This window comes from Glutamicibacter bergerei (genome assembly GCF_054495185.1).
In genome coordinates, this window is record NZ_CM137131.1 from 1,545,535 (window position 1) to 1,562,038 (window position 16,504).

Consider the following 16,504-nt stretch of genomic DNA (forward strand, 5'->3'; position numbering starts at 1 on the left):
TCCTCTGTGACCTGCTCATAATTAACTGGTGCAAGATTTTCGGGCTAATATTTGATTATCCTCAGCTTTTTTGCGCGTTGAAAGGAAGTTTACGCAGGATGGAATCACCTAACGTAACTGTTCTAAATCGAGAGTCCATTTCTGGACTTCCGATCCACGGAAAGCTAGCGCTGAATCGTGGTGCGCAGAAGCTTATCTGTTTCATGCCCGCTGCGCTCCCGAAGAAATTGGACAGAGATCCGCTCCAACTTTCTCGCTTCCGTTGGCGTGAATCGTTGACCAAGTACCATGTGTTGGCACTGGCCGATCCCGCGATGACGGTACACTCCGAGCTACTAGGTGGCTGGTATATCCATCCTGATGCTGACTTAATCGTGGAAATGGCTGACTTGGTTTCTGACCAAGTCAAAGTTTTGGGCCTTAAAAATTCCGATGTTCTGTTCTACGGTTCCTCCCTAGGTGGTTATGGAGCCTTGGCCATGGCTTCCTTGTTGAAAGGGGCTACAGCTATTGCGGAGGTCCCTCAAATTGACGTATCCAAATGGAGTGTCCGGATAGCGGTTAAAGCAATTGAACAGCATATCCTTAATCAGACGTTTGACGATTTCCGCTTGGTACAACCACATAAAGTCGACTTGCGGGATCGCTTTAGGCTTTCCGGCATCGTCCCTCAGTTTAAGATCATAACCAACGAAAAGGATGCTACTTTCGCTCTGCAGAACGAGTTCATGAGCGAAATCAAAAACTTGGGTATTCCTTCATATGGCGTGCAACGATTGCATTGCATTACGGAGTTATCTGGTCATAAAGCACTCGGTCGGGAATTAGTTATCAAGGAGATTGACGAATGGGCATCTACTTCACTAATCTAAACGACTACGAGTGACTTTATGCGCACTATGATGTTAAAGCGCTCACCGAACTGAAACAGGCTACGGGTAGCACTTTGCAAAGTGTTTAGTTCGCGCAAATTTGAGACGCTATTTGAGGCTCAGTGCGGACAGAATATAGTCGTAGAACTCGCTCTGGTAGTGGTATGGAGCGGGACCCCACTTGTGATCTTCTGTTGATTTACTGACCTCAGCTGGAGGGACAATCATCTTGAAACCTAATTCTCTCAAGTATTCGAAGTAAGGCTCATAGAGGCTATTCCCTTGTTCAGAACTCCAATTTCGATAACGCGGCGTTGCACTACCTTGGACTGTTTCATCCGTCCACACTGATTTAATGAGGTAGGTCTTGTCGAAAATTCCGAGGTCTACAAGAGATATTTTAAAGGTATTGACTGCATTCTTCCAGAGGCCAAAGTGCATTTCGGTGCCCATCGGGACTGAGGCTTTTGCTACAGCGGAGGATTCCATGAGCTCGGATTTTTTGAGCTCGGCAGAATTCGTTATGTAAGTTCCGCCAGACAATCGGAAGACACCAAGTCTCTCGCTAAGAATGTCAAACAGAAAAACGTCAACTTCATCCGCGACCTTGCGAATAGTAGGCATGAGGTTTGACTGAATGTCACCTTTCACCATACGAGAATTAAATTGGGCCGATAACCCGCGCATATTGATGCGTGTTTCGGGTTTAGACGACGCGCTGATGAGGGACTGCCGGGCAACGTAGGCAAGTAAAGTATGTTCGTCCTTGACCAACTCAAAGGTGTCGCGAGAAACGCATCCGCCATAGATGAGAAAGTTAGCCATGAGGTCCTGTCATAGTTGGGATAATTGTGTTTTCCGAAAATTCTGGGAAGTTCGCGAAATGATCGCGTGAAATTAGAGTTCTATCTCAGTTATGAATCACCCTGGTGCGTCTTGGTTCTTTATGAACTGTGCTGTGGAAGCAAGGCTACGTGGGATCGTTCGTTCTCAGACAGGTGAAGAGGCCATGATTTCGGCAGTGGCATTACTAGCCAAAGCTCAACCAAGTGAGGATACCGCCAAGACTGTAGAGGTCGCGAAGCTGCTTTTTAGTCATGACATTGGACGTGATCAGTTTCTCGACGTAACTGGCGTCAACTAAGTCGAATATCTGGCTTTCACGAGTTTGCTCATAGGCACTAGCCAGCAATTCTTTGCCGGTATTTTTGTAAACGATCTGCCAAAAGCTGACTCCCATCTTGTTGGCTTCAAGTGTTTTGGCACGACGATCTGCAGGCGTTAGCTCCGGCTCTTTCGCGCTGATGCGAGATAACGTCTGCAGGAACGGGCTTGTTTCTGTCGTTGAGGGTGTAAGAGCATGTTTGAAATCGATGGGATTGTCTTTAGCTGGCCAGCCAAGAGTTTCAGGTGGTCGACGGAAACCGCGCAATGCCTCGTTGAATCGTTCATAGTCAAAAGGCTGGGACACCAAGTCTGAGAACATCGAATCCATGAGGTCAAAACCGACGATATTCGACATGCGGGAGGATTGTGTGGTTCGTCGGCTAAGTTCAAATCCTGCGACGGAGTAGAGAGGATCGAATCTAGAACCGATGCGACTCCAGAGCAACGAAGTTTGCCCAATATGGTAGCGATTACGGACATGTGTATAGAAGGCATCCGCCACGAAGTCAGTTCCTGCGTAACAGTCATCGAGGAACTCGAATTTGGTCATCAGCTTGGCTGATACATCCTGCACAGCCTGCTCTGAGACATAGCTATTTTTGTTGCGAGCGCTTGGCATGAAGCTCGAGACCAACAGATTCTTGTCTAGCTTGCCGCCGTTATGGATCACCCTGTTGCCGTAAAACGTGCGGAGCACTTCGCCATAGCCGCCACCCATTGCCGCGACGTTGACCGAGACTTCTCGTCCGTGCGGACCTGTGTTGGTGATGCCACCGCTGGCAAAGAGAGCACCCATGAGTCGTTCGGACATGTTCTGAGTGGGAGCAGTTGTCAGGCCTGCACCGTTGGTACGTCTCAACGAGAACCGACGCGTCAAACCATCTGCGATGACACGATCCGTAGATCCATCAGGGCCTGAGCAAAACAAGTCGATTTTATCGTGGAGTCCCAGATTAAGAACTGCGGAGAGTACGAGTCTCGAATCGAATCCACCAGTAAGATGTGAAATAACTTGTTCTACCCCCGAATTAGCGATGGCGTGTACGTTGCTCAAGACATCATTGCGGAGGGTGCTGAAAACTTCGTACAGAGACATGGACGAGTACTCGTCAAGGATTTTGTAGTTCTGTACGCGGACCTGGGATTCGTTTAACACCAAGTACTGGAATGGCTCGATTGACTTAACATTTTTATAACTCGATGCGGTCAAACCTCCATTTCCCAACAAGAGGCGCTCAACCTGGAACTGGGGATCTTTTACCATCTTGACGCCCCGATCTTCAGCAGCCTTCGCCAGCTCGACGTTTGACGTGCTGATGAACACGTGGCCGGGCTGCTCAAAATACAGCGCCACGGCACCACCAAGTGGGTCTGGTAGACAAGCACTCCACGATTCGGCGGTATCTTCGATATAAAGGGCACCTGGGTTCTTTGCGCCACGGGCCCACCAGTCGGCAATCAATTCTACGGACCAGCGAGCAGCTGCTTGTGGAAGAACGAATTCAAGATCGGCCGTTCGTCTCACGCACGTGCCATCAAGTACGACGCTACCGTCAAGCCAGAATCGTCGGTTTCCGCGAACAACAGGTTCTTGGTGCGAGTGCTGGACAACCCGGCTAACGGAGCCTTCCGCAGAGGAGGGTCCAGAGCTAATAATCACTGGTGCGGTCAGTCTGATTTTTTCCACGCTGATCCTTAATAATTGGAGGTATGTCGGGGTCTATTGGCAGGTCATGTACTGTACCCACTCCACTTGGTGTGATGGTATTGCGTGGATGTTCCCGTAACGAATCTAGGCTTCTACCGATTCGGCAAAGACAATTGTTTCAACAGTTTTTAATGGATCCATTAACTGGCGAAGAATTGAGGCTATAAGTTTCGAGGAGGGAGGGGCATGACCTTCGGCAAACTCGTCCACAATGATGAGGTGATTTTCATCGATTCTGTTAGTGCCGTCCACGATTGGATCTTCCGTATGAAGCTTCCAAAGCGGCGCCAGATGCGATTTTCTGTGCCAGTCACTCTTATTCTGTAGATAGATGAGTCGACGTGGGATAGTGAGGGTCCTTGCTTCCAGTACGTCAGTTGAAATTCTGCCGTCGGTGCGTATCTTGCAGAATTCTTTCCAATCTTGTTTTGCCAAGGAAGCGTGCGCGAAGCCGAAACGGCTCTTTAGAAATGCCTTAACGAATCGTTCTGAGTATTCGTAAATGTCCGTCTGTGGATTCCAGACTAGAACTGAACAATCTCCAGAGAATCTGCGAGCAAAATTGAGCGCAGCGAATCCACCGCCCGAACCTCCAACGAAAATAAGTTCTCGACTCAGCACTTCTTGGACTGCAAGTAAGAGGTTGTTAAGATTGTTTTCGTAGCTATCATTTGGGCCACCGAGATACCAGCCCAGACCAATTTCCATGTCATCGTCTAGGGCTGGATCCGCGATTGCGATCAGTGGAAGCTTGCTGTTAAAGCAGATACCTAGACCCGAAAAGAACGGCCCTTTTTTCCCATTGCGATTTGATACTGCGCCAGTGAAGAACACGGTCTGAGTGGAATGTTTTTGTTCTGCAACAAACTCATTTACATATATATCAATGGATGGTTGGTTATCGGCAACCGCAATGGTGTGTACACCTGCGAAACCGTTCCAGCGCGCTTTGAAATCCTGAACGGAATCCCACATGTAGTGCAATAGTTTCCACTGGGCATAGTTGGTATTTGCCACTTCTGTTTGCTCCTCGATACGTTATAACATTAGTTCCTAACATTCTATGTCAGATGCTATTAACGTTCTGAATGACGCAGGCGTCCGCTCGAAATAGTGTTGAGACGGTTGCATATCGTGAAAATTGCTTTAATTCTTGGAGCCGAAAGATTGGGAAACTTCTGACGCGAGGATTTCCTCGTTGTAGGGTGCCCACGCTTCGACTGCCCACGAGCCGAATGGTTTGTCTGTCAGCGTCACGCAGGCTAGTCGATGTTCCGGATCAACCCAGAGGAATGTACCGGACTGGCCAAAGTGTCCAAAGGTGCTTGCTGGGTGGCTCTGACCGGTCCAGTGCGGATTCTTAGCAGAGCGGATCTCAAAGCCCAGGCCCCAATCGTTGGGGTTCTGGCGGCCATAGCCAGGCAGGATACCGGCGAGATTTTCGAAATGAACCCGCGTAGCATCCTGCATAGTTTCTGCCGCCACGAGCGTGGGATTGAGAAGCTCGGCCGCAAATGTCGCAAGGTCCGAGGCATTCGAGCGACCATCTTTGGCACAGCTGCCGGCAATCTCGGTGTTGCTCATACCCAGGGGCGTAAAGACGGCCTCTTGCGCATAGTCCGGGAAACTCATCCCGGTTTCTTTTTCAAGATACTCGGCCAGAACTTCAAAACCGGTGTTTGAATATCCCCGCTTGGTTCCTACCGCGTAACGGATAGTTGTCGAGTCAAAGTCATATCCGGCTGTGTGTGTTAGTAGATGGTGAACTGTTGAGCCCTCCGGGCCCGCCGAGTCTTCCAGCGTGATTGCTTCTTCTTCAAGGGCAATGAGGAACGCATAAGTGCTTAACAGCTTGGTCACAGAGGCTAGCGGGTAAACACGCTGGGTATCGCCGTGCTCGGCAACTATCGCGCCGTCTCCGTTGACGACTGCAGAAACCGCGTTATCTGCAGGCCACTGCTCAATCTGGGCCAATACGCTCATAGTTAGACCAATCCCTCATTATTCGTTCTCGTGATTGCGAGCGGGAATCACCCAATCGTCGCATCGCTTCGCTAGAATTACGAGCAGGAATTGGGTAGCTTTCCCTTGACCAACCATATCTACACTTGACCGAACATAGGAACTTTACGCCGTGCATCTGAAGACTCTCACCGTTCGCGGATTCAAGTCTTTTGCTTCGGCGACCACCTTTGAATTCGAGCCTGGTGTGACCGCTGTCGTAGGCCCGAACGGTTCAGGAAAATCTAACGTTGTCGATGCGCTCGCCTGGGTCATGGGGGAGCAGGGGGCTAAGACCCTGCGTGGCGGCAAGATGGAAGACGTTATTTTTGCTGGTACCTCCGGCCGGGCGCCACTAGGCCGTGCCCATGTATCGCTGACCATCGATAACGCTGATGGAAAGCTTCCTATTGACTATGCCGAAGTGACCATTTCCAGAACATTGTTCCGTGCAGGTGGATCAGAATACGCCATCAACGGCTCTTCGTGCAGACTGCTTGATATCCAGGAACTGCTCTCGGACTCCGGACTGGGCCGCGAAATGCATGTCATTGTCGGTCAGGGCCAGCTGGATAAAATCTTGCACGCTACCGCAGAAGACCGCCGTGGCTTTATCGAAGAAGCGGCCGGCGTTCTCAAGCACCGCCGGCGCAAGGAAAAGACCCTGCGAAAGCTTCAAGGCATGCAAGGAAATCTGGACCGTCTTGAAGACTTGAGCTCGGAGGTTCGCAGGCAACTGGCACCGCTCGGGCGCCAGGCAAAAATTGCCCGCCGCGCTCAAAGTGTTCAACTGGACGTCCGTGACGCAAAAGCTCGGCTTTTGGCTGATGATCTTGTGTCTCTGAACAACAAGCTTGCCCAGGACATTGATGACGAGACCAAAATCCAGGCTCGCCAGCAGGAGACTGACCAGCGCCTTGAGCACGTGAAAAAGCATGTGTCTCAGCTGAGTGAAGAAATTGAACTGCTTAACCCGCGGCTGAGCCTGATCAATGAAACCTGGGTTTCGCTCACCACCCAGGGGGAGCGTTTCCGCTCCTTGGCTGCACTCGCACGTGAACGCGGAAAGCTCCTTGAAGGAAACCAAACCCATTTTGACTCTAGCCGGGATCCGGGCCGGCTCGAGGCACAGGCCGAACGCCTAGCCGAAGAACTCGAAGAGCTTGAAGAGTCAGTTGAGGACCGCCACGAAATTCTCGCTGAAACCATCGAGGCCAAGGAACAGGCAGAGGAGCAGGCACGAGCGGAGCAGCAACGCATGGCAGCCCTGCTGCGTGCTGCGGCTGACCGTCGTGAGGGCATGTCCCGTCTAGCCTCCCAAGTGGCATCGGCACGAAGCCGAGTTGATGTGACCCGCGCAGAAATTGCCCGTCTGCAAGATGGGTTGCGCTCCTTTGATGCGGACTTAGACGCTGACGCAAGATCGCATACCGAGCTTTCGGCAGAACTTGACCAGCATCTGGCCATGGAATCCTCACTGAATGAGGAATTTGAGCGGGCGGAGAAGGAATTTCTTCGGCTATCCCAAGCCCAGTCGGAGACATCGGCACGTGAACGGGAACTGTCGGTCAAAATCTCCGGGCTCAAAGCACGCCTCGAAGCACTGCGGCTGAATACAAAACAAGATGATCAATCCGCGCAGATCATTGAGCAGGCTCCCGAAACAATTTTGGGACGCCTTGGTGAACTCATTTCCGTTTCGCCAGGATATGAACAAGCAATCTCCGCGATTCTGCGCGAATCCTCCGAAGCGCTCGTTGCACGCGACCAAGGCTCTGCCTTGAGGCTTCTCAAGTCATTGGCAACAGATCGCGCCACTCATGCGAGCTTTGTTCATGCATCCGTGAAGAGCTCGGATTTAGGCACACCCAAGGTCTTCGGTATTTCGGCGCGAGAAGTTGTCACCTCCGATCCGCTGCTCAATGATCTGCTTGATGTGCTCTTCGCGCATCACTACGTGGTGCAGCACCTGGACGAAGCTGCCGAACTGCTGAACGCAGACCCACAAGCGCAGATCACCACATTGGACGGCGCTACGGTTTCCGCGCTGCGCAGTTCCGTAGGCGATACGGCTGGCGCTTCGCTCATTGCCCAGCAGGCGCTGGTGGAACAAACGTCGTTAGAACTATCTGCAGCAAGCAACGAACTGAGCGAATGCGAAAGCCAATTAGCAGAGCGTGCCCCAGTGCTTTCGGAAGCGCAACAAGCCTATGAAGATGCTCAGGGTGCACTGGCAGAGTCGGATACCAGCATTGATGAGATCTCAACCTATCTGGCCAAGCTCGGACAGAAGTTGCATACAGCCCGCACAGACAAAGAAGCGTTGGCCCAGCGGATACACCTGACTGGCGAAAAACTTGAGATTGAACAAGAATCTTTTGAAGAAATTACCGAACGCATGGAGACGGCCTCTGAGGACCAAGACGAGGACTCGGTAGATGACGCCGGACGCGCTGCCTTGGCAGACGCGGCCGCTGCAGCCCGCCAGCGTGAGCTGGAAGCCCGGTTGGTGCTGCGTAGCAGCGAGGAACGTGTGAATGCTCTTCGTTCCCGGGTAGAGGGGCTGCGCAGAACTGCGGCGGCCGAACGCAGCCACCGCGAGGTGGCCGCGCGCAGAGCAGAAGATCGCCGTATCCAAGCAGTGAACGCACAACGCGTGGAGCAAGCAGCAGAGCGGGTTTTGAAATTCATTGATATTTCTGTGGACATTGCCGCCCAAGAACGTGAAAGACTTACCGGCAAGCAGCGTGATCTGGACCAGCTGCTATCGAGTCAGCGTACCCAGGCAGAACAACTCACCGCGGAACTCGCCCGGCTATCTGACGCGGTGCACCGCGACGAGATGGCGCGTGCCGAGTTGCGGCTCCGCATCGAAACGTTGGAAACGAAATCCTTAGAAGATCTTGGATTCACGGCGGATCATCTGATTGCACATTTTGGCCCGGACCAGCTGATTCCCGAAGACGTTGATCCAGAAGATCGGTGGGCCGAACTTCGTCAGAATGTTGATGATGTGGGCAACATCATCGGAACCAAACCCTTTGACCGAATAGAGCAGGAAAAGCGCCTGAAGAAGGCCGAGCGGGACTTAGCGGCTCTGGGCAAGGTCAACCCGCTGGCTCTGGAAGAATTTGCCGCTTTGGAGGAACGCCATAAGTTCCTCAGCGGTCAGTTGGAAGACCTGAAAAAATCCCGCAATGATCTGCAGCAGATCATCAAGGATGTGGATGCGCACGTAGAACGGGTATTCACCGAGGCATACAATGACACAGCGATTCAATTCAAGAGGATCTTTGATCGTCTTTTCCCTGGGGGAGAAGGCCAACTTGTCCTCACTGACCCGGAGAACATGCTGACCACCGGCATCGAGGTGGAAGCGCGTCCCGCAGGTAAGCGGATCAAACGATTGTCTCTGCTCTCCGGCGGAGAACGTTCGTTGACGGCAGTGGCACTGCTAGTTGCCATCTTCAAGGCGCGTCCTTCGCCCTTCTACGTGATGGACGAGGTGGAAGCAGCCTTGGATGATGTGAACTTAGGCCGCCTGATCACCATCTTTGAAGAGCTGCGTGAAGCGTCTCAGCTGATTGTCATCACGCACCAGAAAAAAACCATGGAAGTCGCTGACGCGCTGTACGGCGTGACCATGCGCGGCGATGGAGTATCGACTGTTATCAGCCAGAAATTGTCCCGTGGCGTCGGCCTGTAGCTATTACAGGATTGATGTTTATGATTTGAAGGAGCAATCGTTAGACTTAATACTGCTAGTGACACGGAAAATAAATGGCAATCTTTACCAAGATCAGTAACAAGTTAAAATCGACGAAACTGGTTACAAAGCCGGAGCCTCCTCAGATGACGGTTCCTGAAATCATGCAGCCAGAACCCGTAGACTCACCCAGACACGAAATCTTTATCAGCGTGGTAATCCCCGTCTACAATGCGATGCCGTATCTTACCGAACTGCTCAATTCGCTCGAAGCTCAGGATTTAGCGCACGAATTTTACGAGGTCATTGCCGTTGACGACGGGTCATCCGACTTTGGCGGAGAGATCCTTGACGTCTATGCGAAACGCAACTCAAATTTCCGTGTTATGCACCAAGAGAATAGTGGTTGGGCTGGAAAGCCGAGAAATGTCGGCCTAGATTTGGCCCGTGGTGAGTATGTATTTTTTGTGGATTCGGATGACACTTTAGGCAGTGAAGCGCTACGTCGCATGCGTGATTTTGCGTTAGAGCATGGCTCTGATGCGTTAGCACCAAAGCTCGTGCCGACGGGTGGCAGAGCTATTTACAGTGCATTATTCGCTCAAACGCTGATTGATACTCCGCTGGACGTTATCTTGACGACTTTGATGCCGCAGAAAATGATTCGAAAGAGTCTCTTAACTGAACATCAGATCCGCTTCAGGGAGGACAAAGTTCGGCTTGAAGATGGTATGGCAATGGTCGAAGCTTACTGCGTGGCAAAACGGATCAGTGAACTCGCCGATTACGACTACTATTTCCTTCGGACTCGTGAAGACGGGCAGAACATTAGTTCGCGGGCGATAGATCCTCGCGGATATGTGGAATCCCTGTCCCATATAGCTTCGACCGTCCGCAGCCGTACAGATAACGACAAGGACTACCAACAAAAACTTTTGGCTGGCTTGTTTAAACGCAAGGCCCTGAGATTCTACTTAGGTAAGCGGTTCTTGAATTATAAACCAGCTAAACAGCAGGGTTGGATTAAGGCGCATCAGGGCTTCATCAATGAGTATCTTCCTACGAATCGGGATGCGGTCTTTAACCGAACGGATCTAGCCAAAACTGAAGCAATAGTGGTGGGTAACGTTGGAGAGCTGAAGCGGCTCGCAAAGCTAGATCTTACGAGCAGTGAAAGGCCAAAGCTTGCAGAAGTTTCAACCACTGATCATGGTTTCATCCTGAAAATAGATACTCCAGCTGACGGTCCCAAGCCAGTGGGGATACTAGTTAAAGAGCGCTCGGGTATCCAAGAGATACGTTCTGATGTGTCAGCCGCGAGTCAACCCGGTCAGTACGTTGCGACGCTCTCAGTCGAGCTTATGCTGGCAGACTTAACAGAATTTGGCGATATTTTCCTTGAATATCAAGGAGAGAAGCCAAGACGTATCCGTTTTCCTGAAGGTATTGTCGAAGGGTACCTACAAGGAACCCGAATTTATCGAACCATCAAGGGCTCGCTGAGTGTAGATGTACGTAATGCACAACGGTAGTTAGATTAAAAGGTCGGGCCACAGAACGTATACGTTTCTGTGACCCGACGAATTTGAATCGATTAAACCGTTCTTAGCACTGGTTTAAATTTCCGTCTTTTTTGTAGACAACCGTAGAATCTAGGACCAGCGGTCCACCAATCAAGACATTGGTCCACCCCTGCATGGAAGCCTGAGCCGACGCAATAGGAGCGGGTAGACAGATCTTTTTTGAGAGCAACAGTGGCGCATCGTTGTAGCCGGCGGCCACGGCGCCAGTCAAACCATCAGGATAACCGTTACCCGTTGCGATGAATTGGCGTTGTGAGCCACGGGGCCAGAACTTTTTAGCGATTAGTGCGCTGGTTTCATAGCGATTGGCACCACCATAACGAATGATCTTTGCTGCTGGCACGGCTCGGCGAATTTGATTCTCGGCTGCCTTTGAAATCGCGAACTCACCGCCAGCAAGATATATCGCCGATGGGTTTAGTCTCTTTAACTCAAGCAGCGTCTCCGACGGAGCGTATTTCTTGCTCGACAGCACCATCGGTGCTTCGTTATTCGCTGCAACTGCTGCTAATGACAGTGCATCTTCATAACGTAATCCGGTAGCAACGAAGACTTTCTTCGACGAACTCCACTTGCCTGAAACTGCCGCGCTGGTGCCATAACGAGTCTTGCCAGCTACCCGCTCTACAGTCGCCAGCTTTTTGAGGGAAGTGACGGTACGGCTACTTACCGCGCTTGGACCGCCAACGACAATGATCTTCTTTGGCGACAAGCGTCGAATTTCGGAGGCGACCTCCGAAGGTAGCGAATCTTTTTTCGTCAGAAGCAATGGCGCATTGTTCAATGTTGCCAAGGGCGAAGCAGATAAGGCATCTGGGAAGTTTTCACCTGAAGCTACGACGACGGTTGAAGTCCCACGAGGGAAGGTTCGTTTCGAGATCGCTATTGGAGTTCCGTACCTATTGGCACCAGCAAGACGTACCGGGTCTAAGCGAGTCGGCCACACATCCATATCGCCTAGGTAGGAGGTCACAATCTTGTACGGAGTGCTACGCGTATTCTTCGCAAAATCCCGTAGTGAGGTCAGATTGCCGTTCCAAACATTGGCATCCACATTCTTAGAATTGCCAATGAGGTTTGAGTTTGACGAATACTGCCATACATTGAAGGTCTTCCAGCCTTCGGGAAGTTCGCGTGGATTCTTCGTTGAGGTATCAGAAGTTGGGAACACCGAAACATGTAGTGGCCAATACTTGAATGCCTCAGAATCGCCAGTGCACTCATCCCACCAGGACTGGGCGGTATAGATCATGGGCAACCGGCCCGTGCTGGCCTTGACGGTGTTGCCGAAGTCCTTAATCCAGGTCACCATCTGTGCAGGGCTTAGGCCGTAGCAGATATCTCCTTTACCCTGTGGGTAGGCTTTTTTATTATATGGATTCCACTCGATATCCAGCAGCGGGGGCATGGTCTTGCCATCGGCGGTCCATCCTCCACCATTAGCAAGGAATTCCTTGGCCTGGGTAGCTCCACTGGAGTGCGCGGGCATCGCAAAGTGGTACGCACCGCGGATTACGCCTGCTGAACGTGAGGCTGCGTAGTTCGTGTTGAACTGTGGATCTTTGAACACAGACGTAGGCCACGACTGAGTGGCCTTGATGTAGCCGAAACGCGCCCCATTGTTATAAGCCTGTTTCCAATTGACGGCGCCTTGGTGATGAGAAACGTCAATGCCTAAAGTTCCTGGGGGACGCCAGGTGCGCAGCTCTTCAAGTGATCCGGATACGGCAAGATTCAGATTCTGCTCGGTGCCAGAGGCTACTTCTTGAGCGAGGTTAGCGAGCTCGTCAAGTGTCGGTGCCGTTGGATCTCCAGACTCGTCGATGCGCTTTTGGCCTTGGCCCATGGCGGCGTCGATGAAATCTTTGTCTAAAGCGTCCAGCGCCAAAGAGGCCAAGGAAATTCTTTCCTTAGCCGAGAGATCAGTTTTTTGAGCGAGTCCTTCTTGAATGGCCTCTGCCGCGGAACCAGTAGCACTTGGCGTGCTCGCTGGTTCAGCAGTCTGTGGTGCTATTGGGTTGCTGGGCTCAGCTGGTGTCTGAGTTGGAGTCGCTGTAGCGGAACTAGACACGCTAGGAATTCTATCTTTGGCGGCTGACGCCATTGCGGGAGCGGTTGCTGCCAGGGGCAGGACCAGAGCGGCCCCGAGCGACAACGCGAGCAGACGCCGGCCTGCATAGCGGTTTTCAGGCATAAAATCTCCTGTGAAGAATTGCGAGTGTGATCGGTGATTCTTCACAGTATATAAAGTCCCGTCAAGAAAGTCTCGTTGGTGGTCGAAAAGCGACGAGATCCAACGGTTATTTGCCTTGGACCGTCGGCTCAGACGCTACTGCTACGGGACGAATCGTTTTCGGTACCAGTAGCCACGCAACCACACCAATCAAACACACCGCACCCGAAGCACTCAACGCCACCTGATAGCTGATGGCATCTGCCATCACTCCGGCAATCAGTGGGCCGATGATTGCCCCAAGATCTGTAAACATCTGGAATCCGGCCAGCGCCTTGCCACCGTTTCGTCCCGAACCAATGACGTCTGCCACCGCGGCCTGCTGGGCAGGGCCCAAAATTCCGCCGCCAAAACCAGCCAGAATGGAGAAGACGATGAAGGCGGTCAGCGAAGTGAAGTAACCCATGGCCACTATGGAACCCAGAAGGACCACCATGCCGACCAAAATAGGAATCTTGCGCCCAATGGAATCGGTGAGCTTTCCCGAGAAGGTCAGGGCAATGCCATTGCCCACCGCGAAGATCGCCAAAGAAATACCGGCAACTTTCGGGCCCAGATCCTCACCGAAGACCGCTAGGGCAAACAAGGGGATCATGCTGGTACGGATACCAAAGGCGAGCCAGCCATAGCTGAAACCAGAAGCCAGGGCGGCCCGATAAGCCGGCGAACTCAGCGCTTCACGGGTGGAGACTACCTCTACCGCCGATATCGCGCCGGACTTCGTCGGATCCTTATCCAAGTCTCTCCGGCGTCCCAAAGCAAAATAGACCACGGCGGCCGCGATGACTAGCGCGGTACCGTAGATAACGAAAGGAATGCGCATGCCAAAGGGAGCCAGCAGGCTGCCAAGGACCGGGCCAATGACGTTGCCCAGGAGGAAGGAGCCGGCATACATGCCAGAAATTCGGCCTCGTGATTCATTGGGTGCCAGCCGGGCAATGAGCGCCATGGCGGAGATAGTGAACATGGTGGAACCAAAGCCACCCAGTCCACGGGCAATGAGCAGCTGTGTGTAGTCCTGGACCACGGCACATAACAGCGTGGACACCGCCACCAGCAGCACGCCGGTCACATAAATGCGCGGTTCGCCAAGCTTGCCCACCAGAATTCCTGCTACCGGGGCAAAGATCAGCCGGGTAAAGGCAAAGATAGAGACAATCACGCTGGCCGCCGCGGCACCTACATCAAAACTCACGGCATATTGCGGAAGAATTGGTGCAATCAGCCCAAAACCGAGGGCAATGATGAAAGCAGCAACCAGAAGGATTGCTATTTCGCGGGGGATGGGAGGACGTGGCTTAGACGAACGTTGACGCTGCATGATGACAGGTTCCCTACCTTCGAATCACGGTAAGGAAGGACCTTTCTCTAGTACTGCAAGACTTCTGGCAAGAACGCCAACGCAAGTCTATGCTCTCTACACAAACTCGTCTTTAACTGGTGACCGAAGACTCGGACGGTGCCCAGCAGTATGGGCCAGAGCAGACTGTGAGAGAATTTCACTCGTGACCGATTCGCTATTACTTACCATTATCATTGTCGCGGTCATCGCCGTGGTGGCCATTGCTGTCATCGCGTTCGTGGCCAAGGGGCGTAAGCCCAAGACTCCGTACACTTCCGAGCGTGACGCAGATGATTCGCCATCTAGCGCCGTAGGCTCCGAACCGGGCGAAACCCCGTCCGGCGGACAGACCCTGGACGGCTCGGTACTGACCGAGGAACCTCCAGCGCAGCCAGCGGCTCCTGCCGCACCAGCACTGGATGTTCCCGAGCCAGTCCAAGGACGCCTTGCCCGTCTGCGCGCTCGCCTGACCAAGTCGAACAACATGTTCTCCAAGGGCCTGCTGGCCCTGCTCAGCCAGGACTCAATTGATGAGGACGTCTGGGAAGAGATTGAAGAAACCCTGCTCCTAGCAGATCTCGGTACCGAACCTGCCCTTGAATTGGTTGACGCACTGCGTGAACGAGTGAAAATTGAAGGCAGCAAGGACCCCGTTCAGGTCAAGGCAATGCTCCGTGAGGAGCTGCTGAAGCTGGTGGACCCAACCTTGGACCGCAGCTACCTGCCCGAACCGCACCCGGGACGCCCGAGCATCATTATGGTGGTTGGCGTCAACGGCGTCGGCAAGACGACCACCATCGGCAAGCTGGCCCGTGTGCTCGTTGCCGAGGACAAGGACGTGCTCCTCGGCGCCGCGGACACCTTCCGTGCGGCGGCCGCAGAGCAGCTGGCAACCTGGGGAGACCGCGTCGGTGTTCCCACCGTGCGCTCTTTCATTGACGGCGCAGATCCAGCCTCGGTGGCTTTTGAAGCCGTATCTGCGGGCATTGACCAGGAAGTCGACATTGTCATGATCGACACCGCGGGACGCCTGCAGAACAAGGTCGGCCTGATGGATGAGCTGGGCAAGATCAAGCGTGTTGTCGAGAAGAAGGCAGCCATTGACGAGGTCTTGCTGGTCTTGGACGCCACCACCGGACAGAACGGCTTGGCTCAGGCGAAGGTGTTCTCCGAGGTAGTCAATGTGTCGGGCATCGTGCTGACCAAGCTTGATGGCACCGCCAAGGGCGGAATCGTCGTAGCCATCCAGCGTCAGCTGGGAGTTCCGGTGAAGCTTGTTGGTCTGGGCGAAGGCCCGGATGATCTCGCGCCGTTTGATCCTGAAGCATTCGTAGACGCATTGCTCGAGGGCTAAGCTTTCGAGAAAAATACGCTGGAACATGTCCAACCTCTTGTCAGAGCTGGGGATGTTCCAGCGTATTTGTTTAACCTGGCTCAGAAACGTTAAGCGTGATGCAGGATATTCAGCACCGCCATAAACCAGACGTATGCGATATCCGAAGCCGGCATTGGTCATCGCTCCGGCTACCACGACCTGTCCGTGTCATATTCTTCACCGTCCGTTTCGCCGCTTCACTGCGAGCATTCGTCAACCGCGTGCGAACGAACACCAGCAACTCCCGATGCCATGCGGTGACCGTATGGAAAAGGGCTTTGCTTTGAAAAGTTTTGTTGGCTTCTCCAGCGCCGCCGTCCTCGATTGGAAGTTATGGATATCCCGCGTTTTAGCCGTTCCCGCACCTGCTCATTAATCCCATAAGCCACGCCGAGTCAGGGCTGTGACTCAAGAATTAATTTCAGCCGTACTACCTAATTGATTAAATGTAAAAAATTGGAATCAATTGCTATTTTAGTTGCATCAATTCAACTTTTAGCTACCGCTTCACGTTTAT

At 52.6% G+C, this 16,504-nt stretch carries 10 protein-coding genes and 1 pseudogene; 4 read left to right on the top strand and 7 right to left on the bottom strand.

Annotation, left to right across the window (positions count from 1 at the left end; genetic code table 11):
- The first annotated feature begins 98 nt into the window (after positions 1-98).
- Entirely contained in the window at positions 99-872 is a 774-nt protein-coding gene (locus ACX5K5_RS07045) for a hypothetical protein (RefSeq protein ID WP_459175308.1), read from the top strand.
- 108 nt (positions 873-980) lie between these two features.
- Here the strand turns inward: ACX5K5_RS07045 and ACX5K5_RS07050 are convergent, their stop codons facing one another.
- From ACX5K5_RS07050 to ACX5K5_RS07065, 4 genes are all read right to left on the bottom strand, one after another.
- Complete coding sequence (locus ACX5K5_RS07050; protein WP_459175309.1) at positions 981-1,697, bottom strand: DUF6270 domain-containing protein; 717 nt, start codon at positions 1,695-1,697, stop codon at positions 981-983.
- A gap of 205 nt (positions 1,698-1,902) precedes the next feature.
- Positions 1,903-3,564: a hypothetical protein gene (locus ACX5K5_RS07055; RefSeq protein WP_459175310.1), complete on the bottom strand. Its 1,662-nt coding sequence runs from the start codon at positions 3,562-3,564 to the stop codon at positions 1,903-1,905.
- 267 nt (positions 3,565-3,831) lie between these two features.
- Complete coding sequence (locus ACX5K5_RS07060) at positions 3,832-4,764, bottom strand: hypothetical protein (RefSeq protein ID WP_459175311.1); 933 nt, start codon at positions 4,762-4,764, stop codon at positions 3,832-3,834.
- Between the two features lie 129 nt (positions 4,765-4,893).
- Entirely contained in the window at positions 4,894-5,730 is an 837-nt protein-coding gene (locus ACX5K5_RS07065) for a serine hydrolase domain-containing protein (RefSeq protein ID WP_459175312.1), read from the bottom strand.
- Between the two features lie 151 nt (positions 5,731-5,881).
- On the opposite strand from ACX5K5_RS07065, the gene smc reads away from it, so the two are divergent.
- Both smc and ACX5K5_RS07075 read left to right on the top strand, forming a co-directional pair.
- Positions 5,882-9,454, top strand: a complete 3,573-nt coding sequence (gene smc / locus ACX5K5_RS07070) for a chromosome segregation protein SMC (protein WP_459175313.1) — start codon at positions 5,882-5,884, stop codon at positions 9,452-9,454.
- A 74-nt stretch (positions 9,455-9,528) separates the two neighbouring features.
- Positions 9,529-10,986 carry a glycosyltransferase family 2 protein gene (locus tag ACX5K5_RS07075; protein WP_459175314.1) on the top strand — a complete coding sequence of 486 codons (1,458 nt, stop codon included), beginning with the start codon at positions 9,529-9,531 and terminating at the stop codon, positions 10,984-10,986.
- Positions 10,987-11,059: 73 nt separating this feature from the next.
- On the opposite strand, the gene ACX5K5_RS07080 is transcribed toward ACX5K5_RS07075, so the two are convergent.
- Both ACX5K5_RS07080 and ACX5K5_RS07085 read right to left on the bottom strand, forming a co-directional pair.
- On the bottom strand, positions 11,060-13,231 hold the full coding sequence (locus ACX5K5_RS07080; protein WP_459175315.1) for a cell wall-binding repeat-containing protein: 2,172 nt from the start codon (positions 13,229-13,231) through the stop codon (positions 11,060-11,062).
- A 106-nt stretch (positions 13,232-13,337) separates the two neighbouring features.
- Positions 13,338-14,591, bottom strand: coding sequence for an MFS transporter (locus tag ACX5K5_RS07085; protein ID WP_459175316.1), 1,254 nt, complete (start codon positions 14,589-14,591; stop codon positions 13,338-13,340).
- 184 nt (positions 14,592-14,775) lie between these two features.
- Here ACX5K5_RS07085 and ftsY point away from each other — a divergent pair, with 184 nt between their 5' ends.
- Positions 14,776-15,966: a signal recognition particle-docking protein FtsY gene (gene ftsY, locus ACX5K5_RS07090; protein WP_459175317.1), complete on the top strand. Its 1,191-nt coding sequence runs from the start codon at positions 14,776-14,778 to the stop codon at positions 15,964-15,966.
- A gap of 109 nt (positions 15,967-16,075) precedes the next feature.
- Here the strand turns inward: ftsY and ACX5K5_RS07095 are convergent.
- Positions 16,076-16,421, bottom strand: a pseudogene (locus ACX5K5_RS07095) (transposase); the annotation flags it as partial.
- Positions 16,422-16,504 lie beyond the last annotated feature (83 nt).

Coding starts and splice junctions, on each gene's coding strand:
- ACX5K5_RS07045 (WP_459175308.1), top strand. CDS start 99: ATGGAATCACCTAACGTAACTGTTCTAAATCGAGAGTCCATTTCTGGA.
- ACX5K5_RS07050 (WP_459175309.1), bottom strand. CDS start 1,697: ATGGCTAACTTTCTCATCTATGGCGGATGCGTTTCTCGCGACACCTTT.
- ACX5K5_RS07065 (WP_459175312.1), bottom strand. CDS start 5,730: ATGAGCGTATTGGCCCAGATTGAGCAGTGGCCTGCAGATAACGCGGTT.
- ACX5K5_RS07075 (WP_459175314.1), top strand. CDS start 9,529: ATGGCAATCTTTACCAAGATCAGTAACAAGTTAAAATCGACGAAACTG.
- ACX5K5_RS07080 (WP_459175315.1), bottom strand. CDS start 13,231: ATGCCTGAAAACCGCTATGCAGGCCGGCGTCTGCTCGCGTTGTCGCTC.
- ACX5K5_RS07085 (WP_459175316.1), bottom strand. CDS start 14,591: ATGCAGCGTCAACGTTCGTCTAAGCCACGTCCTCCCATCCCCCGCGAA.